The following is a 24,858-nucleotide window of genomic DNA, read 5'->3' as shown; positions in this document are numbered from 1 at the left end:
TCCTACAAGCCCCGCTTACATGTCAGCCAGCCCCTTCCCCGCAATTCCGAACCGCGACCGCAAAAAAGCCGCGTCATGCCCTGTTGCTCTTTTGCTTTTTTCTCCCTTTTTATCGCCGTCGTCATACTTTCGCCATGTTCGGGGAGCCCGAGATAAGCGAAGATAGGTTCATCAAGCGGACGCCTTGCCGGGCAGGGCGGACGATGAGGCGCAGGAAGGGTTACTTCGACTATGAATCGGCTTGTCGTTGGTTCGAATCCAACCCCCGGCTCGCCGGGGTAGCTCAGATGGTAGAGCAGCATGTACCTTTCCGACCTTTTCCTCATCATGCAACACATCCGCAAGGCGTCACGGAGCGAGGCGCGGCGGAGGGCTGCTTCTTCCAAAAGTACAGGGCGGCAGCGGGCGTTCATTCTCTCCTGTCGCAAGCCTTCCGCATCCCTTTCCGCGCTCCATTGCTTGATCCGAAACGAAAATGACCGGCGAGGCGCCGGGGAGGGTTCCTTCGCTACTTATGCGCACCCTTGCTTCACCCTTGGGCTTTACGGCAGGTTCGAATCCTGCAGTCGGCCTTCCCCGCCTTTTCTTCGCCGGTACCATTAAGGAGGTTCATCGTATGAGTTTCGCCCGTAAAATGTTCACGGCATTAATGCCTAACGCCAGCAACCGGGAAGGCTACCCGGCTTACGCGCGCTCCGCGGAGGAGCAGTACGTGCAGACGCTGGTCACCAATACATTCGGCAATACCTTCTACGCGGACAGTCAGGCGCTGCTGAAGGAAGCGGAGGAGCTGCACAGCGAGATGGCGCAGCGCAATCCGCAGTTCATGGCCAAGGCGCTCGTATTCGCTCGCAATGAAGGCTATATGCGGCTTCAGCCGTTGTTCGGCCTGGCGGTGCTGTCTGCTTATCGCCCTGACCTGTTCGCCAAGGTATTCCTGCAAGTGGTGCGGATTCCGTCCGACCTGACCGATTTCCTGACGATCCTGAGCGGCATGGGACGCGGGGAAGGCGGACGCGCCGTGAAACGCCAGGTCAACCGCTTCCTCGCGAACGTCTCCGAATACTGGGCCGTGAAGTACAACGGCCGCGGACGCGGCTACAGCCTCGGCGATGCGATCGCGACGGCGCACCCGAAGCCGGCGGATCTGAAGCAGCAAGCGCTGTTCCGCTACTTGCGCGGACAGGACGCGAACCTCTCCCTGCTGCCGCAAGTGAACGCGCTGGAGCAATTGAAGCAGGCGGCGACGGAAGACGAACGGCTTCATTGGATCGCGGCCGGCAAACTGCCGCACGAGGTCGTAACGGGCGCTGTAAAGCCGACGAAGGCGGTCTGGGAAGCGCTCATGGAGCAAATGCCGACGTTCGCGCTGCTTCGCAATCTGAACACCTTGGAGCGTGCCGGTGTACTGGATATCCGGTACAACTTGGAGAAGGCGGTCGCGCGCCTAACCGATCCGCAGGCGCTCGGCAAGTCGAAAATCCTGCCGTTCCGGTTCGCGACGGCCTTCCGTCAAGTGCGGAACCCCGTCTTGCAGGACGCGCTGCGGGACGCGGCGGAGCTCACGTTCGCGAATTTGCCGGATCTCGAGGACCAAACGGCGATCTTCCTCGACATCTCCGGCTCGATGAACGGCGAGTATTTGCAAATCGGTGCCGTGTTCGCCTTGGCGCTGTACAAGAAGACGCAGGGCAGCTCGCTCTTCTGGCTGTTCGATACCGAGGTCGAGGACGCCAAGCCGTCCCGGCGCGACAGCATCCTGACGCAAGCCGGGCGGATTCATGCGCGGGGCGGCACGGATACCGGGGCACCGGTCCGCAAGCTGTTGGCCGAGCGGCGCAAGGTCGATCAAATCATCATCATCACGGACGAACAGCAGAATGCAGGCAGCCCGTTCTACCGCGCGCTGCTGGCGTACCGCGGCAAGGTGAACCCGGACGTCAAGGCGTTCATCATCGACATCGCGCCTTACCGCCACGCGATGGTTCCGCCGAACGACCGCAACACGTTCTACGTCTACGGCTGGAGCGATACGGTACTCGGCTACATCGCACAGTCGGCGAAAGGCTATGATTCCATGGTGCAGCGCATCGAAGCGATCGATTTGGAAGCCGAATAATAAGCGGGAGGCCGATGCGATCGCGGAAGCACGACCCTTTTGAATCAATTTCGGAGCGTCGTCATACTTCCGCCATGTTCAATCGGCCCCCGATGAGCGAAGATGGAAACACGAAACAAGAAGCGCGAGACGCGAAAATCGAGAGGAGAGATGCAGGATGAAGCTGGCAGAAGCGCTCGTGCTCCGGGCGGACAGCCAAAAGAAAATCGCGCAGCTGAAGCAGCGCCTCGAGCGGATCGTGAAGGTCCAGGAAGGCGAAACGCCGGCGGAGGCGCCGCAGGCGCTTATCGCCGAGCTGGAGCGGACGTTGGCCGAGCAGACGGAATGGATTCGCAAAATCAACAAAACGAATGCCCTTACGCCCTTCGACGGCGCGCTGAACATCTCGGACGCGCTCGCGGAGCGGGATCGGATGATGCAGCATCGCCGGATCTTGAGCGACCTGCTCGAGGAGGCCACCATCAAGCAAGACCGTTACAGCCGTTCGGAAGTGAAGTATGAGCGCACGATCGACGTCGTCGTCCTGCAAGCCCAGGTAGACGCGCTGTCCAAAGCGTACCGCGAGTTCGATTTCCGCATTCAAGCAATGAACTGGGCGACGGAGTTGATCGGGAACTAGCCGCGAACGAAGGTAGCCCATCGCCGGCAAAGGCGAGCACAACCTACCAGCTGGGCAAGTTGGACCTTGAAATAGACGCGGGGCCAAGTCTATACCTATGACGAATGAGCCCAGTAATGTGACAAGAATGCGCCTGAGCATGGAAGTACTGAGTACCGCTTACTGTGACGACCGCGTGCTGATTTGCGGGCGATGGGCGAGGGCGGGGAAGGGGATTTTGCGGCTAGGTTAGTAGAGCTTAACTAATTTAACGGCAGCGAGCGCTGATGCTTGCTGCTTCGCATAGGGGTGAACCGAGTATGAGCGTCACGCGAGAGATCATCACGGAACAATTGAACCGCCTGGAGCGGGAGGAGGAAATCCGCATCCTGTACGCCTGCGAGTCGGGCAGCCGGGCATGGGGGTTCCCCTCGCAGGACAGCGATTACGATGTTCGCTTTGTCTATATCCGTCCCGTGGACTGGTACTTGTCCATCCACGACAGACGGGACGTCATCGAGCGTCCGATCAGCGACAAGCTCGATATCTGCGGCTGGGATTTGCGCAAGACTTTGAATCTGTACCGCAAGTCCAATCCGCCGCTGCTGGAGTGGCTGCAGTCGCCGATCCGGTACGCGGAGAGCGGCGGGACGGCGCAGGAGCTGCGCGTTATATCGCCGCTCGCGTTTTCGCCGAAGTCATGCATGTACCACTATCTCAGCATGGCCCGCGGCAACTTCCGGATGTACCTGCAAGGCGAGCGGGTCCGGATCAAAAAGTATTTCTACGTGCTGCGCCCCGTGCTCGCCTGCGAGTGGATCCAGCGGCACGGCGATATGCCGCCGATGGAATTCGACGTTCTCGTGGAGGCGTTGATCCCGCGGGAAACCGAGCTCTGGCGAGTTATCCAGGAGCTGCTGGCCAGGAAGAAAGCAGGCGACGAGCTCGACTACGAGCCGCAGCTGAAGCCGATCAACGCGTTTCTGGAAGAGCGGCTGTCGGCGCTTGAAGCTGCCTCGGCCGCGCAGCCGGCGGCGGGCGGCAAGCTGGACGACCGGCTGGACGCCATGTTCAGGGGGGCGCTCCGGGAAGCGTGGCTCTAGCCTTCGCAAGCCGGGCCGCTCTCCATACGATTACGATTCTATGCGATATTAGGTGATGTTTCATGATGACATTGTTCAAGAAAGAAGAGCTTTACCCTTGGGCGGGCAGGCAATCGATCTATGCGGCCGTCAAGGCGCAGCTCGAACGGCATGGCCGGATCGAGGACGACAAGCTGCCGGACGACGAGGAATTCTGGGACGGCCATCGGCTCCGCTGGGTGGCCGGCGGACTGGACGGCGCGTTCGGGCACCACGGCGGCCGCGACGAGGATGCGAACCGGAAGATAAAGGCGATCGCGCAGGCGCTGGCCAAGCTCAGCCGGAAACCGGGGCCGAGAACGCGCCGCGCTGCCTACCTCCAGCTCATGCAGAAGGACGCCTTGGGCGTGATCGACCCGCTGCTCGACGCGCTCAGCGGCTACGCCGGCGTTCGGCCGCATCAGCTGTACCGGGAGGCGACATGGCTGGCGGAGAACGCGGCTCACCGCAACGTCGTGAAATTCGGCATCGCGCTGCTCGGCCGTTTCGAGACCGAGCTCCATCGGGACGTGGTCGTCGCGCTGGGCAAGCACGAGGAATTCACGCTGTACGCGTCGGTCGCGATCCAGAACAGCCTTGCGAACGTCAATGCGGAGCTGTTCGAGCTGGCGCAGAACGTGCACGGCTGGGGCAAAATCCAGCTCGTGGAGCGCCTCGAGCCGGCGACGCCCGAGATCAAGGACTGGCTGCTCCGGCAGGGCTGCCGGAACAGCGTCATGAACGAGTACCTGGCTTATACCTGCGCGGTGAACGGCGAGCTTCATGTCGCCTTGGCGGCCGATGCCGTCGACGCTGAGCTCTACGAGGGGGCGGGCGACATTCTCGCCGCGCTGATCTCGGGCGGGCCCGCGGAAGACATCGACGATTACGCGCATGCGCCGGAGGTGATCGGGCACTACCTGCGGCATTCGCGGGACCGATGCGCCACGGTCATGCACCTGTCGGATCTCATCGCGATTCATGATTTTCTGAACGACGAGGGCGACCGCTGGTCGCAGCGTTATGCCGCAGGCGCATGGACGGAGGCCGAGCGCATGCGCCTCCGGGATGCGTGCACGGCCATCGTCCTTCGGGCGGATTGGCCGGACAAAGTCTGGGCCGCCCTGACGGCCGGCAGCCGGGCCGAGCAGTACACGGCCATTCGGGTGGCACGTACCCTCGGCCTCGACATTTGGCCGGAGCTGTTTCGCCAGCTGCAGCAGTCTTCCGCGGATCAATCCCTGTACTACTACGAGCTCATGCGCACGGATGACCGGGCGCGCGTGGAAGCGGTCGTCGCCCATGCGGAGCGGACGCTTCCGCTCGCGGAGATCGCGTCCGGCCCGGCCGACGAGATGGGGTTCGGGCCGGCATTCGCCGCGCACGGCGCGCTGGACAGCGTCGTCCAGGAGCTGGATGCGTACGCCGGCGTCGGCGGCAAGCTCGTCGCGGCCGCGCTGCGAAGCCCGGTCGTTCGCAACCGCAGCATGGCGCTGAAAGCGCTGGAAGCCTGGCCGCTCGCGGCATGGGATGCCGATATGCCCGCCGAGCTGCGAACGCTCCTTGCGGCCGAGCCCGACGACGGGCTGAAAGCCCGGATTACGGCGCTTCTGCAGAAGCACGGGCTGCAAGCGTAAGGGCGGTAGAGAAAGAGACTGCGGCCGGCGTCGGATCAAACGCAGTCTCATAGAAGAAAGGAAGATTCCATTGGCTATCGTTCAAGTAAGCTCCGGCAACCCGCAATTCACGTTTCTGATCAAGAAGAATCCCGGCACCGGCATGCAGCTGCGCCCGGTCCGCAAAGGCATGACGTACGGTTGGTATTCGGACGAGACGGCGACGGCGTTCAACGTCTATTTCAAGGACGCGAGCAACGACATTTCCTATAAGCAGCATGAGAACGAGAGCTTCGAGTACCTCAACGTCTCGCGCTACAACACGCCGCTGTTTCCGCTGAACGCCATCAATGAATTCTTCTCCGCGCCGTTCAAGGCGCGGGACGAGCGGGACGCGGAAGGCTACGAGCATGCCTTCTTCATCAGCCTCGTCCACGTGGAGCGGGTGCGGTACATCGAGTTTTTCGAGAAGCATATGAAGGAATGCGCGTTCAAGCTGGAGCATCGGGCGCACAAAAGCTATACGCTGACCGTGACCACGCGCAAAAGTCTCTACCATCTGCTGCATGTCGTCAGCGTGCTGTGCCTGTTCCTGTCGCTGCTCGGCGACGAGTATATCGACATCTCCGACGCAATCCTGGATAAATACATCCGCAGCCTGAACGTTATCGACGCACCCTTCTATATCCGCGGCCTCTTCGCGAGGAACTTTCTGTCCTCGCGCGAGCGCTTCAAGAAGTATAAGGCGGAGATCGAACGGACGGACAGGTACGCCATCGCGCTGGAATACGGCGGGACCGCCATACAGCGGCGCAATTTCATCGCGGGCGCGCTTCCGTTCGACAAGTCCATCCTGGACGTCGGCTGCGGCGAAGGGTTCTATGCGATTCCGTTCGCGGGCAAGATCGAGAGCAGCTACTATGCGGTCGACTTGAACGAGGAGCTGCTCGAAACGGTGAAGCGCAAAGCCGCGGCGCGGGAGGTCGGCAACATCGCGACGTTCTCCTCGACCGAACGGTTTCTGGAGACTTACAACGGCGAGCGCGTGGACGTCATCGTGACGGAAGTCATCGAGCATATGCCCGAGCGGGAAGCCGCGGCGCTCATCCGGCAGCTATGCGAAGCGGTGGACTTCGACCGGCTGATCGTGACGACGCCGAACGCCGATTTCAACCGGTTTTACGAGCTGGAGGAGTTCCGTCACGACGATCATAAGTGGGAGATGGGCGAGTCCGCGTTCCGGCAATGGTTCGCGGAGACGCTGCGGGAAGCAGCCGTAAGCTGCGAATTCGTCGCGATCGGCGACCGCGTGGACGGCATTCACACGACGCAGGGCGTCATCGTCCGCAGAGGGGAGGGGAATTAGATGGACATTCAAACGCGGCTGCATACGATCTTCCTGCTCGTCGGGGCGACGGAATGCGGCAAAACGACGTTTACCAGGGAAGTGCTGATGCCGCAGCTGAAGCTCGAGGATGCTTCCCGCGGACTGCGTACGAACGTGCAGCACTTGTCCTCGGACGGCATGCGCCAGGAACTGCTGGGCCATGATTACGACAAGTACGCCCAAGTCATGCTTGAGGCGAGCTCGCTTACGTTCCAGCTGCTGTTCGAGCGATTGAAGCTCGTGACGTCGTTCCCGATCAACGCCGAATTCGTCGTCGTGGATACGACCGGGCTGGCAGAGGATTTCCGCGCCAAGGCACGCGAGATCGCGCAGGCGAACAATTACAACGTGGAGGTCATTCTGTTCGATTACCGCAAGCGGGACGATTACTACGTGTCGGAGCGGTCGAAGAAGATCATCTCGAACCATCTGAACCGTCTGCGCCAGGACGTGCTGCCCGTCTTGTCCCGCGAGGACTACGGGCGGATCCATAAGATCAGGGCCAAGGATTTCTACGACCCCGCCGCGGGACAACCGAATCCCGACTACCGGGTTACGGTCCAAGACTGGGAGGACTACCGGAGCGCGGTGCTTCCGCAGGACCAAAGCTATATCGTGGTCGGCGACGTGCACGAGTGCGTGCCGGAACTGCAAGGATTGCTGCGCGATTACGGGTTCCGCATCGAAGGCGGTATCGTCTCCGCGACGGACAAAGTACGGGACACGAAGGTGATCCTGGCCGGCGACTGGATCGACAAAGGCGGGCAGACGCGCGAGATCGTCGAGTTCCTGCACGCGAACCGCGAGCATTTTCTGTTCGTGCTGGGCAATCACGAGAACTTCGTCTACAAGTACCTCAAAGGCGACATTCAAGGCACTGATCCGGAGCTGTTGCGCAGCTACTTCGATTCCGTGCAGGCGTTGGCGGAGGACGAAGCGCTGTTCGCCAAATTCGCGGAGCTGACGGAATCGGCCCGGCCGTTCTATCGCTTCGTGGGCGATTACGGGCCGTCCTTCTACGTCACGCATGCGCCTTGCCAGAACAAATACATCGGCAAGCTGGACGCGAATTCGATCCGCCATCAGCGCAACTTCCGCTTGGATCGCGATAATTCCGCCGAGGAACAGCTGGCATTCCTCCGTCGCGAAGCGGTCGGCAATCATCCTTACCATCTGTTCGGGCACATCGCGGCCAAGCAGGCATTCCGCATCAAGAACAAGCTCCATCTCGATACGGGGAGCGCGCACGGCAACCTGCTGACCTCGGTCCGCATCGCGACGAAGCCGTTCTTCAGGAGCCATAAGTCGCAAACGGCGGCGATCCGGGAAGAATTGCCGATTCTGTTCCGGGAAGTCAAGAAAGTGTCGCTGATGGAGCTCGACGACGAAGCGGTCCGCAGGCTCCGTTACATCTCGCGGAACCGGATCAATTTCATTTCCGGGACGATGTCGCCGGCGGACAAGGACGAGACTGCCGGGGAGCTGGAGTCGCTGCGGAAGGGCCTGCAATACTTCGCCGAGCGCGGAGCGGGCGAAGTCGTGCTGCAGCCGAAGTACATGGGCTCCCGCTGCAACGTATACCTGCACTCCGATCCGGAAGCATGCTACGCGGTCAGCCGGAACGGGTACAAGATCCAGTCCGTCGACCTGGCGCCTGTCTACGAACGGCTGCTGGCGCGCTTCGGCGCGTACATGGCGAAGGAAGGCTTGGCCGTGCTCATCCTGGACGGCGAGTTGCTGCCGTGGAAAGCGCTCGGGGACGGCCTCATCGAGCGGCAGTTCCGGCCGATCGCCGAGGCGCTCAAGACCGAGCTGGATTTTCTGAGGCGCAACGGGTTCGAGGAAGCGCTAGGCGCGCTCATGTCACGGTTCGAGGCGAGCGGCTTCGAGAAGGCGCAGTATCATCTGACGAAGGAATCGCTGAGCGACCAATTCGGGACCCATGCGTACCAGAACTACAAGTATCTGCGCGAGATCCGGGAAGCGTACGTTCCGCTGGCGCGGCATGACGAAGCCTATGGCGTGTACGCCCTGCAGTTGGAGCTGTACGGCGGGGATGCGGAGCTGGACTACAAGCCGTTCGCGATCCTGAAAGAAGTGCTGGCAAGCGGAGAGGAACGATTCCCGGAGGGCCGTACATCGGACATCTACCGTTTCCTGTCGGATGACGAATGCCTGGTGCTGGATTTGAACGCCGAGGATGCGTACGAGCGGGCGGAAGGCTTCTTCGCCAAGCTGACCGCGGAGAACGGCATGGAGGGTATCGTCATCAAGCCGGAGCGGGAGCTGCCGGGCACCGTGCCGTATCTGAAGGTGCGCAATGCCGGTTACCTCTCGATCGTTTATGGCTACGACTATTCTTTCCCGCATAAGTACGGCAAGCTGCTGAAGCAGAAAAGCATCGCCGCCAAGCTGCGGACGTCCGCGAACGAGCACCGTCTCGGCCGGGCGATGCTCGAGGTCAAGCTGGGCGAGATCGCGCCGGACCACGAAGCCTATAAGCAGGCGGCGGCCAATCTGCTCTTCGAAGTCGCCAAAGAGAAGGATTTCGACCCGCGGCTGTAATCCATCTTTACCGATAAAAAATATTAATGCCGCCAATTACTTTTTTTGATTTCGTGATTGACAATCATTGCCTGAGCTCTTATGATTAACACCATCATAACCAGAAAGGAGGCCGAGGGCCATGACCGCCATGATTCAACGTCGCAACGTCGCACTGCCGCAACCGAATATCCCGCTCATTGTCCTTCGGCCTCTACGGGCTCAAGCAATCCGAAGATAAGGCGCAATTCCCGCCCAGATGCGATCTGGGGCGTCGGAATGTCCCCTTCCATTCATGTTGCGCGAAGACCGCGAGCGATAACGCTTGCGGTCTTTTTGCGTTTCGTAATCCGCACTGCCAGAGAGCAGGCGGCCGCACTTATTTTATACACGAGAGGAATCACGCGAATAGATGAATACGAACAACCCTTATTATCGGCGAATCGATCTGCCTGCAGGCGATCTGCACGTATTCGCCCACGACAAGCTGTTTCACGCCATGGGAGCCAAGGTGCTCGAGATGGCGAACAATAACCTGCAAATTCCGAACATCCGCTACATGAGCTATACGCCCGACGCCCATGTCGGGGTCGGCACGTGCATCGGCACGACCGCGGTCTGGGGCGCGGAGGACGGTTTCGTCTCGCCGTCCATCGTCGGCAGCGACATCGGCTGCGGCATGCGCGTCCATTTGACGAACCTGCACGAGCGCGACCTGCGGGACGTGAAGCTCCGGCGCAAGCTGGTCAAGGCGATCGAGAAGCGCATCCCGGTGGAAAACCACGCGCGCGGTTACTTCTCCGACATTCGGCTGGAGGATGTGCTGCGCAAAGGACTGCACGGCCTGCCGGGCAAATACGTGCCGGATGCGTACACGCCGCGGAAGGCGACTTCGCTGACGCATGTCGAGAGCAGCCGCTTCCACTATGACGAGGACGCGCTGAACCGCATTCCGGAGACGGTCTGGCATCGCGCGCACCGCCAGCTGGGCACGCTGGGCGGGGGCAATCATTTTATCGAGGTTCAAGCGATCAGCGTGAACGAAGCGAACCGCCGGATCGCGGAGAGCTGGGGATTGCAGGACGGGCAAGTCGCCGTCATGATCCACTCCGGGTCCCGGGCATGGGGCGGCGCGGTCAACCAGTACAGCGGCTCCGAGGTCGTCAAGACGATGCACCGGCTGGGGCTGGGCACGAGGGATCCGAAGCTCGTCTTCGCGCCGCTCGCCAGCGAGGCCGGTTTTAATTACGCCAACCTGATGAAATCCGCGCTTAACTTTGCCGTGGCGAACCGGCATCTGATGGCCTTCGCCGTCCGCGACGCATTCAAGGAAATCTTCGGTGCGCAAGCCGAGCTGCGGACCTTGTACGACCTGATGCACAACTACGCCGGCGAGGAAAGCCACGGCGAAGAAGCGCTCTTCGTGCACCGCAAAGGCACGACGAAGGCGCTGCCGGCCGGGCATCCGGACAATCCGGAGCCGTACCGCGAGACGGGACATCCCGCGCTTATTCCCGGCTCGATGGGGACGGCGTCCTACTTGATGGTCGGGGCGCCGGACGGCGAGCGGAACTACCATTCCATCTGCCACGGCGCGGGAAGGCTCCGTTCGCGCAACGCGACCAAGCAGCTGGTCACGGTGGATGAGTTTGCATCCTCCCTGCGAATCGGCCGGGAGGACGAGATCGTCGTCAACCACAAGGGACTGGAAGCCATCCTCGACGAATCGCCGCAAGCATACAAAGACGTCGATCAAATCATCGACAGCGTCGTCAGCGCCAGGCTGGCCGACGTCGTCGCCAAATGCCGGCCGCTCGCGGCCGTAAAGGGAGTGTGAGGCACCAATGAACAGACAGTCGATTACGATGGCGAAGACGCCGCCGTTTATCGCCCGGTCCGGCAAGAACGGCGGCGAAGCGCTGGACGCCTCCGGGTACTTCAACTACATCGCGGTCGTGCAGGCGATCGTCGATTTCCTGAACGGCCGCTTCGGGACGGCGTTCCGGCTCTATGACCAGGACGACGGCAACGAAGTCTGGAACGGACTGGAGACGGACGTCTCCAGCGGCTACGAGGGGGTCGAGCATGCGGCAAGCCTGTTCGATCTCGTCGAGACGAGCGTGTTCGAATACACGACGGATCCGGACACGAAGACGACCGGCTATACCATTCGGCCCGCCATTCGCAACAACCTGTTCGTCTATCCGGCGCATCGCGTCGCGATGGCCCGGGTTCCCCGGCTGACGATGCACGGCATCGGGTACGAGAACCTGATCTTCGGCGAGAACGACGAGGGCATGGTCCGGTTTCTGGAGGGGATGCGCGAGCGGCAGCTGGCGGACCCGAAGGTGGTCGTCTTCACCGATACCAAGGACGGCCTGGAGCAAAGCCGCGAGACGGCGGCATCGCCCGTCACCCGCAGCGACGTGTTCATGGACGAGGAGCTCAAGACGCAGATCTACCGCTCCGTCGACGAGTTCTTCTCGAAGGACCGCTCGTTCTTCCTGACGTACGGGATCCCGTACAAGCGGGGCATCCTGCTGTACGGCAAGCCGGGCAACGGCAAAACGACGCTCGTGAAGTCCATCTCCTCCACCGCCAGCGCCCCGATCGCGTATTGGCAGATCACGGAGTATACGAATAGCGGCTCGATCCAGGAAGTGTTCGCCGCCGCCGTGCAAATGGCGCCGATGGTGCTCGTCATCGAGGACATCGACTCCATGCCGGTTTCCTGCCGCTCGTACTTCCTGAACACGCTGGACGGCGCCACGTCGAAGGAAGGCATCTACCTCGTCGGGACGACCAACTATCCGGAGAAAATCGATCCGGCCCTCATGAACCGTGCCGGCCGCTTCGACCGCGCGTACGAGGTGAAGTCGCCGAACGAGACGCTGCGCCGCGCTTATCTGGCTTACAAGGGACTGAACCGCCTCGTGGACGAGGAGTCCGTATCCCGCGCGGCTCGCGCGACGGAAGGCTTCACGCTTGCCCAGCTGAGCGAGCTGTATGCTTCCGCCGCGCTGCAGATGCATTACGAGCATGCCGTGAATCTGGAACGGCTCGTAGGGGAGATGAGATCGGACTATTCCAAAGGGCGCAGCCGCGAATGGATGACGGATAACGAGGCAAGGAAGCTCGGATTCATGTGATCCGGCCTGTCAGCCGCGAAGTAATCCGCGAAGCAATCCGTGATGTAATCCAAGATGTAAGCCGGCAATACGGCCGGATAGAGCGCGATAGCAGCCGAGGCGGATTCCCGGCAAGCCGTCCGAACGAAAAGAAGGAGCTGCCCCGCAGGTCATGACGGCATGACCGGGGCAGCTCCTTCTTTTCGGCTGGGGCGATGCGGGAATGAATTCCCGCCCATGCTAGCTTGCCATGGCTTCGAGCGTGCGCTCGACATAGGGAGCCAGCTCGCCGATGCGCTTGGACACGCTTCCGGCCGATACTTCGTAACGCTTCGCGACTTCCGCTTTGGTGACGTTGGGGCGTCCCGCGAGGATGGACAGGCTGTACTCCAGCGCGGCGAAGACGATGCCCGGCTTTTGCACGACCGGCGCATGTTCGCGCGAGTAGGCGAACCAGATCAAGACCGTCGCGTGGATCTCGTCCCACGTATACCGCTGCGCGAGATGCGGGACGAGCTCTTTGGCCATATCGCCGTATTGGGGCTGGGTCCAAGCTATGCGATCAATGGATGCATGCATTTCCGTAAGCGATTCCGGCACGGCGTGCGCGGCGATCGCGCCCGGGGACTGAGCGGCGAGGCGCTTCGTCCGGGCGGCTTCTTGCCCGGGCAGGCAGCATTTCTTGTACTTGATGCCGCTTCCGCAAGGACAAGGGGCGTTCCGGCCCGTTTTTTCGTTCGTGATCATAGAGTTTATCGCTCCTCTCCATTGAACATGGTAACAGAAGCTTCCCGCGCCATCAAACGCCGCGACCAAAAGACATAAATATTGGACAAGCGAAGAGAGAGAATTTTATGGCATAATGATCGGGGACCTTTGAGCCTTGCGTCCTTGTCATTACTATCATAGGGAGCTATAACCGCATCATGAATGCCATAGTACGAACTGGGGAAGTCACCCCGAGTTGGAAGAAATTAAGCTTGTTCGCGTTGACCTGGCCGATCCTGATCGACTCCGTGCTGCGGATGATGCTCGGGACCGCCGACGTGTTCATGCTCAGCCGCATCTCGGACGGCGTCGCCGGCGCCGTCGGATTGGCCAATGAAATCATCGTGTTCTGCATCCTGATGTTCGGCTTCGTCGGCATCGGGACGAGCGTGGCGATCACGCAATATCTGGGCGCGGGACAGAAGGAAACGGCAAGCCGCATCTCCGCGCTGGCCATCACGCTGAACCTCATGTTCGGCCTGATCGTCAGCCTGGCGCTCTTCGGCTTCAGCGAGCAGTGGATGCGGATGCTGAATCTGGATCCGGCGCAGATCGCGGTCGCGAACACGTATTTGAAATTCATCGGCGGCTTCATCTGGGTCGAAGCGATCTCGAACGCGGTCTCCTCGGTCATCCGGGCGAACGGCCGGACGCGGGATGTCATGTTCGTCACGCTCGGCGTCAATCTGATCCACGTAACGGGCAATTATTTGCTCATCTTCGGTCACATGGGGTTCCCGGAATGGGGCGTTACGGGGGCGGCCGTGTCGACGATCGTCAGCCGGATCATCGGCGTCGCCGTGCTGTTGCTGCTGTTGTACCGGCGCTTGCCGAGTCCGATCCGGCTCAAGGATTACGTCCGCTTCGACAAGCGGCACGTGAAACGCATCCTCGGCGTCGGCCTGCCGGCGGCCGGCGAGCAGATCGCCTGGCAATCCCAATATATGATGATCATGAGCTTCGTCAACATCATCGGGCAGCAGGCGCTCAGCGCGCATATCTACGTCTTCAACATCAGCTTGTACTTCATGGCCTCGTCCACGGCGATCGGCATCGCGACGGAGATCATCGTCGGCCATATGGTCGGCGCGGGCGAGAAGAAGGCCGCGTACTTCAGGCTGCTGAAGAGCCTGCGCATCAGCATCGCGCTCACGGCCGTCGTCGTCGCGGTCACCTCGTTGTTCCGCTTCAAGCTCATGGGGCTGTTTACGGATGATCCGCAGGTCATCGCGATGGGCGGGGCGATCTTTCTCCTCTCGATCATCCTGGAGCCGGGGCGCGTGTTCAACATCGTCGTCATCAACTCGCTGCGCGCGGCGGGAGACGCGAAGTTTCCGGTGATGATGGGCGTGTTCTCCATGTGGGGCGTCTGCGTGCCGCTGGCCTATTGGCTGGGCATCCATCTGCATATGGGCCTGCTCGGCGTCTGGATCGCGTTCACGGTCGACGAATGGCTGCGGGGACTGATCATGCTGGCGCGCTGGAAGAGCGGCGTCTGGGCGAGAAAATCGTTCGTTCATCCGGCACCGCAGGAACAGCCCGTGCCCGCGATCGGCGCTTAATGAGGTTCATTGCGGTTACCATTCGCTAAACGGCAGCATCGGACTTTCAACGAAGTCCGGCGCTGCCGTTTTTGGTCGTCGATGGCTTCGATTGCGCGTCCGTATTATAATTGGCATACGTTTACAACCTTGATTTTCGGCATCATGTCGAGAAAGCTCATACCTATTCGTCGTCCTAATAGAGGCGAGGGTCTCTAACAATCGATATCGGGAGGAGTAATGATTATGCGATTCATGATGGTCGTGAAAGCATCCAAGGATTCCGAAGCGGGGGTCATGCCTGCGCCGGAGCTGGTCGAAGCGATGATGAGGTACAACGAGGAGTTGGCCAAAGCGGGCGTGCTGGTCGCGGCCGACGGCCTGCATCCGAGCTCGGGGGCGATCCGCATCTCGTATCCCGAACCGGGCGGCAAGCCGAAGGTCATCGACGGTCCGTTCGCGGAGACGAAGGAAATCATCGCCGGCTACACGCTGATCGAGGTCAAGTCGCGCGAGGAAGCGGTCGAATGGGCGCTGCGCATGCCGGATCCGCACGGCTTCGGCGAAGGGGAGATCGAGCTTCGTCAGGTGTTCGACTTCGAGGAGATCATCGCCGACCCGGAGCTGCACGCCAGGGAAAACGCGCTGCGCGGGCAACTCGGCAAGGATAACTGATCATGGCGCGGACCTCCGACGCGCACCGTACGATCGATGCGATATGGCGGATCGAATCGGCCAAGCTGATCGCCGGTTTGGCAAGGATGGTCCGCGACGTCGGGCTGGCCGAGGATCTGGCCCAGGATGCGCTGGTCGCCGCCCTCGAGCGTTGGCCGGACAGCGGCATCCCGGACAATCCCGGCGCCTGGCTGATGACGACGGCCAAACGCAAGGCGATCGACTTCATGCGGCGAACCAAGACGCGCGACAAGAAATACGAGGAATGGGGCCGGACGGCCGATACGTTCACCGAGGATGATCTGGAGCAGCGCCTGGACGGCGGGATCGGCGACGACCTGCTGCGGCTGATCTTCGCGACCTGCCACCCGGTTCTCTCCCGCGAGGCGCGGGTCGCGCTCACGCTGCGCCTGCTCGGCGGCCTGACGACGGACGAGATCGCGAAGGCGTTTCTCGTCGCGGAGCCGACGGTCGCCCAGCGGATCGTGCGGGCGAAGCGGACGCTGAGCGCCGCGCGGATTCTTTTCGAGGTGCCCGAGGGCGAAGAGCTGAAGGAGCGGCTGTCGGCCGTGCTCGAGGTGATCTACCTCATGTTCAACGAAGGCTATTCCGCTACCTCCGGCGGGAGCTGGATACGTCCGCTGCTCTGCCAGGAAGCGCTGCGGCTGGGGCGGGTGCTGGCCGAGATCGCGCCCCGCGAGCCCGAAGTTCATGGCCTGGTGGCGCTCATGGAGATTCAATCCTCCCGGTTCAAGACCCGCGTGAACGCGGAGGGCGAGCCTGTCCTGCTGCTCGATCAGAACCGGGCGCTGTGGGATTATTTGCTCATCCGCCGCGGCTTGGCCGCGCTCGAGCGTGCCCGCAGGCTGGGGCGCCCGCTCGGCCCGTATGCGCTGCAGGCTTCGATCGCGGCCTGCCATGCGACCGCGCGAACGGCGGACGCGACCGACTGGGTACGTATTGCCGCGTTGTACGAAGCCTTGTCCCGGGCGGTGCCTTCCCCCGTCGTGGAATTGAACCGCGCCGTGGCCATCGCGATGGCGTTCGGACCGGAATTCGGGCTGCGGCTCGTCGACGAGCTGAGTGCCGAGCCTTCGCTGAAGGAGTATCACCTGCTGCCGAGCGTTCGCGGCGACCTGCTCGTCAAGCTGGGCCGCGGCGCGGAAGCGCGGGCCGAATTCGAGCGCGCGGCGGCTTTGACGCGCAACGAGCGCGAGCAAGCGCTGCTGCTGAAGCGCGCAGCCGAATGCGATTGAAGCCGCGGGAGGAACAAGGCGGAATTTCGGTTCGCCGGGTTGTCGATCACGCGTCTCCCCGTTCGTCGTGAGTATAGATACGGAATTGCGGAAGCCGTTCCAAACGGAACCGCCGCAAGCCGGTCGAACGATGACGGGAGGGAAGACGATGCGATTTATGCTGGTGGTGAAAGCGACCGGCCATTACGAAGCCGGCCTCGAACCGGGTAGCGGCTGGTCTCGGGCGATGGCGGCTTATCGGGACGCGCTGGCCAAGGCCGGGGCGTTCGTTGTGGAAGCGCGGCTGCTGCCGAGCGCGAGCGGGGTGCGGATCGCCTATCCGGTGCCCGGCGGCGAGCCGGAGGTGACGGCCGGGCCGTTTGCGCGGGTGACGGAGCCTATAGCGGGGTACATGCTGATCGACGTGGGTTCGCAGGAAGAAGCGATGGCGTGGGCGTTGCGCATGCCGGACCCGAGCGGCTATGGCGAGGGCGTCGTCGAGGTTCGCGAGCTGGCCGAGGACGAGCATGCGAGCGGACTCCGCGACTGGAAGGCAAGGGCCATGGAGACCGATCTGCTGGAACAGACGGAGATGCTGAAGCGAAGAAAAACATTTTATTGAACGCTGTCGATTTGGAGAAACGCCGTTCGTCGTGTTAGTGGAAGCAGGAGTAACCATTTCAAACGAGAGAGGTTGTTGAAACGATGGGAGCACAATTGACGGCGTACATTATTTCGGAGGATGCAAGGGAGCAAGCCGGGTTCTATGCCAAGGCGCTCGGCGGAGAGATCCTGTCGACGATGACCTACGGTCAGATGCCGGGAGCGCCGGAAGGCATGGCGGACAAGGTCATGCATTTGGCGATGACGGTCGCCGGCGGAAACGCGCTGTTCTTCGCCGATTCCGGGCCGGTCGGCTACTCGCGGAGCATCTCGCTGTCGTTGTCGTACGGCGACGAAGCCGAGGCGCGGGACGCGTTCGCGAATCTGGGCGACGGCGGCGAAGTGAAGTATCCGTTCGCCCTGCAGCCGTGGGGCGCGTATTACGGCGAAGTACAGGACAAATTCGGCATCACCTGGCAAGTCGTGAAGCAGCAGTAGTCGAACCCCATACCTTCGAACCCGGAATAGGAGCGATCGAACATGAACCCGGAAGTAACGGAATTTATCGCGGCGGTCAAGGAACCGTGGCAGCACGAGCTGTGCGTGGGCCTTCGCGAGGTCGTGCGCGGCGCGGTGCCGGACGTACAGGAGCGCATGCAGTACAAGAAACCGCATTTTCTGAAGAACGGCAAATACGCGGCCGTCATCAGCACGTCGAAAGAGGCGGTCAGCTTCACGATCTTCAATGCAGCCGGGCTAACGCTTCCGGAGGGACGGTTCGACGGTCCGCCCGAACGCAAAACGATCAAGCTGAAGCAGGGCGAGTCCTTCGACGCGTCGCAGCTGTCGGCGCTGGTGGGCCAGGCGTCTTCGACGCTGTAGGCGGGCGTCTGTGGTCGGTGCTTTAGCCGGCCCATACCGCGGATCGTTTTCAATGCATCGCAGTCTTCGCGCGTCAAGAAAGACCATCTAAGAGGATCATCTCTTAGATGGTCTTTGTTGTTCCGCGCGGCCGAACGATAGGCGACCTTTCACCGGCAAACAAAAAACAGCCTCCGGTCCATATGGACCGGAGGCTGTCGGCGTCGGTATTCTTTAAGGCAGGATGTTGCCCGCCGCGCGGTAGATGGCGTACCATTCTTCCCGCGTCAGTTGGACGTCGCTTGCGCGGATGCAATCCTTGATCCGCTCGATGTTCGTCGTGCCGGTGACCGGCTGCATTTTCGCCGGGTGGCGAAGCAGCCACGCGATGGCGATCGTCGTGTTGCTTACGTCGTGCTTCTTGGCGACTTCGTCGATTTGCGCGTTCAGTTCCGGGAATTTCGGGTTGTCCAGGAAGACCCCCTCGAAGAAGCCGAATTGGAACGGCGACCATGGTTGGATCGTGATGTCGTGCAGGCGGCAGTAGTCGAGAATGCTGCCGTCGCGGTTGATCGCGGATTCGTTCTCCATGTTCACGTTGACGCCGTTCGAGATCATGTTGGCGTTCGTGATGCTGAGCTGCAGCTGGTTGGCGACGATCGGCTGCTTCACGAATTTCTTCAGCAGGGCGATTTGGTTCGGATTTTGGTTGGACACGCCGAAGTGGCGCACTTTGCCGGAGCTCTCGAGCTTGTCGAACGCTTCCGCGACTTCTTCCGGCTCGACCAGCGCGTCCGGACGGTGCAGCAGCAGGATATCGAGGTAATCCGTACGCAGACGCTGCAGGATTTTGTCGACCGACGCCAGGATATGCTCCTTGGAGAAGTCGAATTGTCCTTGGCGAATGCCGCATTTGGACTGCAAGATGATCTTTTCGCGAACATCGTCGCTCATATGTATGGCATCCGCGAAGATCTCCTCGCATTTGCCGCCGCCGTAAATATCCGCATGGTCAAAGAAATTCGCGCCCTCTTCAAGCGCCGTTTGGACGAAACGCTCCGCGCCTGCCTTGTCCAGCTGATTGATGCGCATGCAGCCGACCGCGACGACGGGTACCTCCAGCTTGCTGGTTCCGAGCTTCATCGTTTTCATGATTCCTTGCCTCCTGTTCGATTCGAGGAAATTGGGGTTTAGCCGGGCGACGCAACGGTGTAAACGATAAGGGCTGTCGTGCTTCCCCCTAAAGATTGTGACATACTAGCTGTCCCGTTTCAAGGGCGCCGAAAGTCCCGCGGAAAAGATTGCCGGCAATTCCGGACCCGCCTCCGTGAGATCTTTGCTATAATAATACTGATATGTTGAAACGGAGCTTCCACCAAAATACGAGAAAAAGAATGTGATGACGTGGTTCAATCTGCTTACCGGCAACGGAAGCAAGCTTTCCTCGAGAAGGTAATCGCCCGCTTTGCGATCGGGGATTACCGGCAGTTAAGCGCCTTGTATCTCCCGATTCTGATCGATCAGGCGTTCATCGTCGGCCTCAGCCTGGTGAACACCGCCATGATCAGTTCCTCGGGCGTGTCGGCGGTCAGCGCGGTCAATATGGTCGATTCGCTTAACATGTTTCTGATCAGCGTGTTCGTCGCCGTGTCGACGGGCGGCACGGTCATCGTGGCGCAGTACAAGGGAAGCGGGAACGGGCTCATGGTGTCCAAAGCCGCTGCAAGCTCCGTCTCGTCCGTGACGCTGTTTGCGATCGTCATCAGCCTCGCGATGATCGCAGCCCACGGTCCGGCGCTCAGTCTGCTGTTCGGCGCGGCCGACCCGGACGTTTTCGCCGAAGCCAAGACGTATTTTATCGGCAGCTGCGCGTCCTATGCCGGCATCGCGCTTACGGAAGCGGTCTGCGGCGCGCTTCGCGGCATTGGGCGATCCCGGGCGTCGCTCATGCTGTCCTTGATCATGAACGTGTCCTACGTGCTGCTGAACGTGCTGTTCATCAACATGCTGCACATGGGCGTGCTCGGCATGAGCATCTCCATCAACATCGCCCGGTACGGAGCGGCGGCGTTCGCGCTCTATTACTTGGTCAAGATGGATACGAACCTGCATTTGCGCCTGATGGATCTGCTGCGCGTCAAGTTCGCCACGGTGAAGAAAATCTTGTACGTGGGGCTGCCTTTCGCGGCCGAGCAGATGTTCTTCAATGGCGGCAAAATCGTCACGCAAATCTTCATCGTCCATCTCGGGACGAACGCGATCGCGATCAACGCCATCGGCGGTTCGTTCGCCGGCTTGACGCAGATCCCTTCCGCCGCACTCTCGCTTACCGCGATTACGGTCGTCGGCCAGTCCATGGGCCGGCAGGACGTGGAGGAGGCCCGGAAGTTCACGCGCTTCTTCCTGTGGGTGTCGTCCTTGTTCCTGCTGATCACGGCGCTGATCGTCGTGCCGCTGTTCCATCCGATCGTCAGCCTGTTCCACCCGCCGAAGGAGATCGTGGACGACCTCTTCATCATCGTGCTGATCAACGCGATCGCCCAGGTCCCGCTTTGGTCGATCAGCTTCATCATGCCGTCGGCGCTGCGGGCGGCGGGCGATTCGAAGTTCACGTCGCTCGTATCGCTGCTGTCCATGTGGCTGTTCCGGATCGTGCTCGGCTATATACTCGGGATCGTGCTGAACGTCGGCATCGTCGGCGTCTGGTTGGCGATGAATATCGAATGGGGCGTCCGCGGCGCCATTTTCCTGTGGCGGTTCGGCGGGAAGAAATGGTACCGGCATCGGTTGATCTGATGCGCGACGCCGCCGATATGCCGATTCGTAGGCGCGTCGAACCCCCTCGGCCGCAAGCGCCGGGGGCGAGGATAGCACATTTAATTTCGCTCGTTAAAACTTGATTACCTAATGATGCTTGATCAGCCGGACCCATCCGAGGACGGCCAGCGCGATAAGGCCCCAGAGCGCGACGCTGATGATCGCGCCCCAGAATAAGCCGACAAAAAAGTTCGATTTGCGTTCGTCCATTGCAGTTGCTCCCGACACCCGGTTTTACGAATAAGTATGGCCCAAATCAGCGAGAATTAAAAGTCGCCGGCGCACGCGGGACGACGGGAGCCATGATGTGCCGGCTTGCCATAGAAGGCGTAAGGTAAGGAATCCGTAAAGCATATTGAACGACTAATCAGAATGCGATATATTGCATGTATACATTAAAGTGACCTAAGGAGCTTACCTGACGATGCCTGTACCCCGGGATTTCGCCTCGCCCGTTCGCATGACCGCGAAGGAGCGGGCTTTATCGCAAATTCAACGCTGGATTATCGAAGGCACGCTCAGGCCGGGCGAGAAGCTTGTCGACGCCGAGCTCGCCGAGGCGCTGGCCGTCAGCCGAACGCCGATCCGGGAAGCCTTCCAGCTGCTGGAGGTGCAGGGGCTCGTCTCGATGCAACCCGGCAAGGAAACGCGCGTGACCGATATCGAGAAGGACGACATCCTCAATTTGTACCCGACGCTGGCCTCGCTGCACGCGCTCGCGGCGGAAAAGGCGGCGCTGCTCATCGCCGCGGAGCAGATCGAACGGCTGAAGTCGCTCAACGGCCAGTTCGCCGCGGCGATCGCGGGCGGGCTGCCGTATCAGGCGATGGAGCTGGACGAACAGTTCCACGACCTGATCGTCGACGCATCGGGCAATCCGTACGTCGCCTCGTTCAGCGCCTCGCTGCAGATTCATATCCGCCGGTTCAAGTACGTCTTCCTGAAGCAGCCGGAGACGGAGATGAACGGTTCCGTCGAGGAGCACGAAGCGATCATCGAAGCTTTGGAGCAGCGGTCTCCCGAGCGGGCCTCCGCCTTGATGAAGCAAAATCTGATCCGGCCGATGAAGGAGCTGTACGCCGTCATTTAGGAAAGGCAGCACGGTAAGGATGCGTTTATCCGATCCGGTGCACCTTAAGATTGGCGGCTTATCGTGACGCTCGGCGCGGGAAAACGGCATTGTCCGTCGGGGTGGGTTTTATTTCACGGAGTGATTAATTATTTTTATTGCCATAATAAAAATAATTTTTAAGTTTACCTATGGTCGAGCAGGGCAAAAAGCGATACAGTAGAGAAAGAAGTAAGGCTGCCATCTTCGAAGCGTCATGTGATTATTTTCACATTTCTCCCTTAATTTGCGCGGGCTTGCTTTACCGCGTTCCTCCATTAATGGGATTAATCTTAAAGGATGTTTGCAGCTGAGTGACTACATCTGAAGGAGGCAATACAATGAGTGAAACAATGGTATCGAACCTGGAGCAAAACTCGGCAGCGTTGGCGAAGTCGGACGTACTGGATCAACTGCTGAAGCCGGAAGTGCAAGAGGCGCTGACGCAGCTGGTGGACCAGCTTCCGAAGCTGTCCGAAATGATGGCCTTGATGACGAAAACGTACGAATTGGCGCAAAAGGTCGCGTCCGACCGCGTCCTCATCCAAGACACGGTGGGCGGCATTCAAGAAGTCGTCAAGCCGCTGACGGAGAAAGTGAAAGGCTACGCCTCGGCGGCGATCGAAGCCAACGACCGCGCGGAGCAAACCGACAACGTGATCGGCCTGTTCGGCATGATCAAGCTGCTGAAGGATCCCGAGCTGCAAAAGATGCTTCGTTTCGGCCAAGCCTACCTCGACATCCTGGGCGAAAGAAAAAAACAGGACTAACGCAGCGTTAACGAACGATTCCACACTAAGCGAAGCACGGAGGATGAGATCCCATGAGAAAAGAAATTCTGATTCTAGGCGCCGGGTACGGCGGCTTGCTGAGCGCGCTGTCCGCACGCCAGCACCTGTCGACGGAAGAAGCGGGCATTACGATCATTAACCGCGTAGGTTCGCACCAAATCATCACGGAGCTTCACCGTCTTGCCGCAGGCAACGTGGCCGAGAAAGCCGTTGCGCTGCCGCTCGAGAAGCTGTTCAAAGGCAAATCGATCAACGTTGTCGTCGGCGAAGTTCAAACGGTCGACGTCGCAGGCAAAAAAGTCGCGCTGAACGACGGCTCGTCGTACCGCTACGACAGCCTGGTTCTCGCGCTGGGCAGCGAGACGAACTATTTCGGTATCCCGGGCTTGCAGGAAAACAGCCTGACGCTGAAATCCGTCAACGACGCCAACCGCGTGTTCAACCATGTTAAAGACCGGATCAAAACCTTCGCGGCAAGCAAGAACAAAGCGGACGCGACGATCGTCATCGGCGGCGGCGGCTTGACCGGCGTCGAATTGGTCGGCGAGCTTGCGGACGAGCTTCCGGGCATTTGCCGTCAATACGGCGTGGATTTCGCGGACGTTTCGATCTCGCTGGTCGAAGCAATGCCTACGATCCTGCCGATCTTCTCGCCCGAGCTGATCGGACGCGCGGTATCGAGCCTCGAAGCCCGCGGCGTAGAGTTCCTGACGGGCCTTGCGATCACGGAAGTGAACGGCAACGTCGTGACGCTGAAGGACGGCAGAACGATCGAAACGAACACGCTCGTATGGACGGGCGGCGTGCAAGGCAGCTCCCTCGTCGGCAACAGCGGCGTGGAAGTCAACCGCGGCCGCGCGACGGTCAACGAGTTCCTGCAATCCACTTCGCATCCGGAAGTGTTCCTGGCCGGCGACTGCGCGGTCGTATTCGGACCTGAAGGCCGTCCATACCCGCCTACGGCGCAGCTGGCATGGCAAATGGGCGAGCTGGTCGGCGGAAACATCGCCGCGTCCTACAAGAACTCCAAGATGGACAGCTTCAACCCGGTATTCTCCGGCACGCTCGCAAGCCTCGGCCGCAAAGACGGCATCGGGTCGATCGGCGAGTCCGGCATCGAGCTGAAAGGCGCGCCTGCTTCCTTGATGAAGAAAGCAAGCAACGCGCGTTACCTGGCGCATATCGACGGATTGTTCTCGCTGGCTTACTAAGCCAGGCAGAAGCAGTCGCTTATAGAATCGCAGCCCCGACTTCGCATGGAGTCGGGGCTGCTTTTTTGTCATGCGCGGATAACCGGCGTGCGAGTGCGCGGACGCCAGCCGATTGACCAGTGGACGCTGACTTGTCAACATGGTTATCCACAATCCCAACAGGCACGAAGCCCGTAATTATCGGGACTTTCGGAAATCATGCGAACATATCCACAGATGCGCCTATGCACAAGCGGATTACGGCTGGCGGATACGGGGACATAGCTTTGGAGTTATTCCTCTTCTTCGTTGATCATCAGGGTGATCGGATTGGATTGCGCGGTACTAGGCACCGTCCGGCCGTCCTCCGCCACGAATTCGAACGACAGGTCGGCCAGGTTGACGGCGATCAGGTTTTGCGGCTCGCGGACGGCTATCGCGGCGAATAGCACGGACACCGATGCCTTCGGCGCGATGAGTCCGACCGGAATGCCGGTATCGGGATCGACGCCGGGCGCGGCCGCGCCTCCGACCGTGACGCTATTCTCCGTGAAGGAAAGTCCCGCCGGCAGCATGTCATGCAGAACGGCTCGTGCTAACGGAGCCGTACCGGGATTCGAGATCGCAAAGGTAAAGACGACCGTTCCGCCGATGACCAACTCGGTCGAGTTCGCCGATTGCGTAATGGACGGCGGCGTACCCGCTTGGGTGAAGGAACGATTCACGCGGCATCCTCCTTATGTGCAAATACAGATA

Annotated in this window: 22 protein-coding genes; 18 read left to right on the top strand and 4 right to left on the bottom strand. The window is 60.6% G+C overall.

Annotation, left to right across the window (positions count from 1 at the left end):
* The first annotated feature begins 616 nt into the window (after positions 1–616).
* The 8 genes from AC50YL_RS08335 to AC50YL_RS08300 all read left to right on the top strand — a co-directional run bounded on the left by AC50YL_RS08335 (position 617) and on the right by AC50YL_RS08300 (position 12,534).
* On the top strand, positions 617–2,119 hold the full coding sequence (locus AC50YL_RS08335) for a TROVE domain-containing protein (protein ID WP_494830935.1): 1,503 nt from the start codon (positions 617–619) through the stop codon (positions 2,117–2,119).
* 157 nt (positions 2,120–2,276) lie between these two features.
* Positions 2,277–2,738 carry a DIP1984 family protein gene (locus tag AC50YL_RS08330; protein WP_494830933.1) on the top strand — a complete coding sequence of 154 codons (462 nt, stop codon included), beginning with the start codon at positions 2,277–2,279 and terminating at the stop codon, positions 2,736–2,738.
* 299 nt (positions 2,739–3,037) lie between these two features.
* Positions 3,038–3,820 (top strand): nucleotidyltransferase domain-containing protein, encoded by a 783-nt coding sequence (locus tag AC50YL_RS08325; RefSeq protein WP_494830931.1) that lies wholly within the window; start codon positions 3,038–3,040, stop codon positions 3,818–3,820.
* 62 nt (positions 3,821–3,882) lie between these two features.
* Positions 3,883–5,475 (top strand): limonene hydroxylase, encoded by a 1,593-nt coding sequence (locus AC50YL_RS08320; RefSeq protein ID WP_494830929.1) that lies wholly within the window; start codon positions 3,883–3,885, stop codon positions 5,473–5,475.
* 70 nt (positions 5,476–5,545) lie between these two features.
* The gene (locus AC50YL_RS08315) at positions 5,546–6,820 is read left to right on the top strand and encodes a class I SAM-dependent methyltransferase (RefSeq protein WP_494830928.1); all 1,275 of its coding nucleotides are present in this window, start codon (positions 5,546–5,548) and stop codon (positions 6,818–6,820) included.
* Positions 6,821–9,406 carry a metallophosphoesterase gene (locus AC50YL_RS08310; protein ID WP_494830926.1) on the top strand — a complete coding sequence of 862 codons (2,586 nt, stop codon included), beginning with the start codon at positions 6,821–6,823 and terminating at the stop codon, positions 9,404–9,406.
* Between the two features lie 391 nt (positions 9,407–9,797).
* Positions 9,798–11,222: an RtcB family protein gene (locus AC50YL_RS08305; RefSeq protein ID WP_494830925.1), complete on the top strand. Its 1,425-nt coding sequence runs from the start codon at positions 9,798–9,800 to the stop codon at positions 11,220–11,222.
* A 7-nt stretch (positions 11,223–11,229) separates the two neighbouring features.
* Positions 11,230–12,534, top strand: coding sequence for an AAA family ATPase (locus tag AC50YL_RS08300; RefSeq protein WP_494830923.1), 1,305 nt, complete (start codon positions 11,230–11,232; stop codon positions 12,532–12,534).
* Positions 12,535–12,753: 219 nt separating this feature from the next.
* Here AC50YL_RS08300 and AC50YL_RS08295 read toward each other — a convergent pair whose 3' ends face one another.
* Positions 12,754–13,260 (bottom strand): SEC-C metal-binding domain-containing protein, encoded by a 507-nt coding sequence (locus AC50YL_RS08295; RefSeq protein ID WP_494830921.1) that lies wholly within the window; start codon positions 13,258–13,260, stop codon positions 12,754–12,756.
* 179 nt (positions 13,261–13,439) lie between these two features.
* Between AC50YL_RS08295 and AC50YL_RS08290 the strand changes: the two genes are divergently transcribed.
* The 6 genes from AC50YL_RS08290 to AC50YL_RS08265 all read left to right on the top strand — a co-directional run bounded on the left by AC50YL_RS08290 (position 13,440) and on the right by AC50YL_RS08265 (position 18,217).
* Positions 13,440–14,843, top strand: a complete 1,404-nt coding sequence (locus tag AC50YL_RS08290) for an MATE family efflux transporter (RefSeq protein WP_494830919.1) — start codon at positions 13,440–13,442, stop codon at positions 14,841–14,843.
* Between the two features lie 225 nt (positions 14,844–15,068).
* A complete protein-coding gene (locus AC50YL_RS08285) occupies positions 15,069–15,497 on the top strand; it encodes a YciI family protein (RefSeq protein WP_494830917.1) in 429 nt (142 codons plus the stop codon).
* 2 nt (positions 15,498–15,499) lie between these two features.
* Complete coding sequence (locus AC50YL_RS08280; RefSeq protein ID WP_494830915.1) at positions 15,500–16,753, top strand: RNA polymerase sigma factor; 1,254 nt, start codon at positions 15,500–15,502, stop codon at positions 16,751–16,753.
* A gap of 148 nt (positions 16,754–16,901) precedes the next feature.
* Complete coding sequence (locus tag AC50YL_RS08275) at positions 16,902–17,354, top strand: YciI family protein (RefSeq protein ID WP_494830913.1); 453 nt, start codon at positions 16,902–16,904, stop codon at positions 17,352–17,354.
* 83 nt (positions 17,355–17,437) lie between these two features.
* Entirely contained in the window at positions 17,438–17,833 is a 396-nt protein-coding gene (locus AC50YL_RS08270; protein WP_494830911.1) for a VOC family protein, read from the top strand.
* Between the two features lie 42 nt (positions 17,834–17,875).
* On the top strand, positions 17,876–18,217 hold the full coding sequence (locus tag AC50YL_RS08265) for a DUF1801 domain-containing protein (protein WP_494830909.1): 342 nt from the start codon (positions 17,876–17,878) through the stop codon (positions 18,215–18,217).
* Between the two features lie 213 nt (positions 18,218–18,430).
* On the opposite strand, the gene AC50YL_RS08260 is transcribed toward AC50YL_RS08265, so the two are convergent.
* Positions 18,431–19,348: an aldo/keto reductase gene (locus AC50YL_RS08260; protein WP_494830907.1), complete on the bottom strand. Its 918-nt coding sequence runs from the start codon at positions 19,346–19,348 to the stop codon at positions 18,431–18,433.
* Between the two features lie 252 nt (positions 19,349–19,600).
* Here AC50YL_RS08260 and AC50YL_RS08255 point away from each other — a divergent pair, with 252 nt between their 5' ends.
* Positions 19,601–20,992, top strand: a complete 1,392-nt coding sequence (locus AC50YL_RS08255; RefSeq protein WP_494830905.1) for an MATE family efflux transporter — start codon at positions 19,601–19,603, stop codon at positions 20,990–20,992.
* 108 nt (positions 20,993–21,100) lie between these two features.
* Here the strand turns inward: AC50YL_RS08255 and AC50YL_RS08250 are convergent, their stop codons facing one another.
* Positions 21,101–21,223, bottom strand: coding sequence for a hypothetical protein (locus AC50YL_RS08250; RefSeq protein ID WP_268896042.1), 123 nt, complete (start codon positions 21,221–21,223; stop codon positions 21,101–21,103).
* 214 nt (positions 21,224–21,437) lie between these two features.
* On the opposite strand from AC50YL_RS08250, the gene AC50YL_RS08245 reads away from it, so the two are divergent.
* The 3 genes from AC50YL_RS08245 (at position 21,438) to AC50YL_RS08235 (ending at position 24,123) form a co-directional block, all read left to right on the top strand.
* Positions 21,438–22,103 (top strand): GntR family transcriptional regulator, encoded by a 666-nt coding sequence (locus AC50YL_RS08245; RefSeq protein WP_494830903.1) that lies wholly within the window; start codon positions 21,438–21,440, stop codon positions 22,101–22,103.
* A gap of 359 nt (positions 22,104–22,462) precedes the next feature.
* Positions 22,463–22,891 carry a helical membrane plugin domain-containing protein gene (locus tag AC50YL_RS08240; protein WP_494830901.1) on the top strand — a complete coding sequence of 143 codons (429 nt, stop codon included), beginning with the start codon at positions 22,463–22,465 and terminating at the stop codon, positions 22,889–22,891.
* A 53-nt stretch (positions 22,892–22,944) separates the two neighbouring features.
* The gene (locus AC50YL_RS08235) at positions 22,945–24,123 is read left to right on the top strand and encodes an NAD(P)/FAD-dependent oxidoreductase (protein ID WP_494830899.1); all 1,179 of its coding nucleotides are present in this window, start codon (positions 22,945–22,947) and stop codon (positions 24,121–24,123) included.
* 272 nt (positions 24,124–24,395) lie between these two features.
* On the opposite strand, the gene AC50YL_RS08230 is transcribed toward AC50YL_RS08235, so the two are convergent.
* Complete coding sequence (locus AC50YL_RS08230) at positions 24,396–24,827, bottom strand: DUF11 domain-containing protein (protein ID WP_494830897.1); 432 nt, start codon at positions 24,825–24,827, stop codon at positions 24,396–24,398.
* Positions 24,828–24,858: the final 31 nt, after the last annotated feature.

Source organism: Paenibacillus sp. J22P277, from assembly GCF_059383675.1.
The sequence above is the reverse complement of the archived record's forward strand: the minus strand, read 5'-3'. Positions and strand labels throughout refer to the sequence as shown.

What these genes read in the sequence shown, in the direction of transcription:
- AC50YL_RS08335 (WP_494830935.1), top strand. Translation starts at nt 617, where the DNA reads ATGAGTTTCGCCCGTAAAATGTTCACGGCATTAATGCCTAACGCCAGC.
- AC50YL_RS08330 (WP_494830933.1), top strand. Translation starts at nt 2,277, where the DNA reads ATGAAGCTGGCAGAAGCGCTCGTGCTCCGGGCGGACAGCCAAAAGAAA.
- AC50YL_RS08325 (WP_494830931.1), top strand. Translation starts at nt 3,038, where the DNA reads ATGAGCGTCACGCGAGAGATCATCACGGAACAATTGAACCGCCTGGAG.
- AC50YL_RS08320 (WP_494830929.1), top strand. Translation starts at nt 3,883, where the DNA reads ATGATGACATTGTTCAAGAAAGAAGAGCTTTACCCTTGGGCGGGCAGG.
- AC50YL_RS08310 (WP_494830926.1), top strand. Translation starts at nt 6,821, where the DNA reads ATGGACATTCAAACGCGGCTGCATACGATCTTCCTGCTCGTCGGGGCG.
- AC50YL_RS08305 (WP_494830925.1), top strand. Translation starts at nt 9,798, where the DNA reads ATGAATACGAACAACCCTTATTATCGGCGAATCGATCTGCCTGCAGGC.
- AC50YL_RS08300 (WP_494830923.1), top strand. Translation starts at nt 11,230, where the DNA reads ATGAACAGACAGTCGATTACGATGGCGAAGACGCCGCCGTTTATCGCC.
- AC50YL_RS08295 (WP_494830921.1), bottom strand. Translation starts at nt 13,260, where the DNA reads ATGATCACGAACGAAAAAACGGGCCGGAACGCCCCTTGTCCTTGCGGA.
- AC50YL_RS08290 (WP_494830919.1), top strand. Translation starts at nt 13,440, where the DNA reads ATGAATGCCATAGTACGAACTGGGGAAGTCACCCCGAGTTGGAAGAAA.
- AC50YL_RS08285 (WP_494830917.1), top strand. Translation starts at nt 15,069, where the DNA reads ATGCGATTCATGATGGTCGTGAAAGCATCCAAGGATTCCGAAGCGGGG.
- AC50YL_RS08280 (WP_494830915.1), top strand. Translation starts at nt 15,500, where the DNA reads ATGGCGCGGACCTCCGACGCGCACCGTACGATCGATGCGATATGGCGG.
- AC50YL_RS08275 (WP_494830913.1), top strand. Translation starts at nt 16,902, where the DNA reads ATGCGATTTATGCTGGTGGTGAAAGCGACCGGCCATTACGAAGCCGGC.
- AC50YL_RS08270 (WP_494830911.1), top strand. Translation starts at nt 17,438, where the DNA reads ATGGGAGCACAATTGACGGCGTACATTATTTCGGAGGATGCAAGGGAG.
- AC50YL_RS08265 (WP_494830909.1), top strand. Translation starts at nt 17,876, where the DNA reads ATGAACCCGGAAGTAACGGAATTTATCGCGGCGGTCAAGGAACCGTGG.
- AC50YL_RS08260 (WP_494830907.1), bottom strand. Translation starts at nt 19,348, where the DNA reads ATGAAAACGATGAAGCTCGGAACCAGCAAGCTGGAGGTACCCGTCGTC.
- AC50YL_RS08250 (WP_268896042.1), bottom strand. Translation starts at nt 21,223, where the DNA reads ATGGACGAACGCAAATCGAACTTTTTTGTCGGCTTATTCTGGGGCGCG.
- AC50YL_RS08245 (WP_494830903.1), top strand. Translation starts at nt 21,438, where the DNA reads ATGCCTGTACCCCGGGATTTCGCCTCGCCCGTTCGCATGACCGCGAAG.
- AC50YL_RS08240 (WP_494830901.1), top strand. Translation starts at nt 22,463, where the DNA reads ATGAGTGAAACAATGGTATCGAACCTGGAGCAAAACTCGGCAGCGTTG.
- AC50YL_RS08235 (WP_494830899.1), top strand. Translation starts at nt 22,945, where the DNA reads ATGAGAAAAGAAATTCTGATTCTAGGCGCCGGGTACGGCGGCTTGCTG.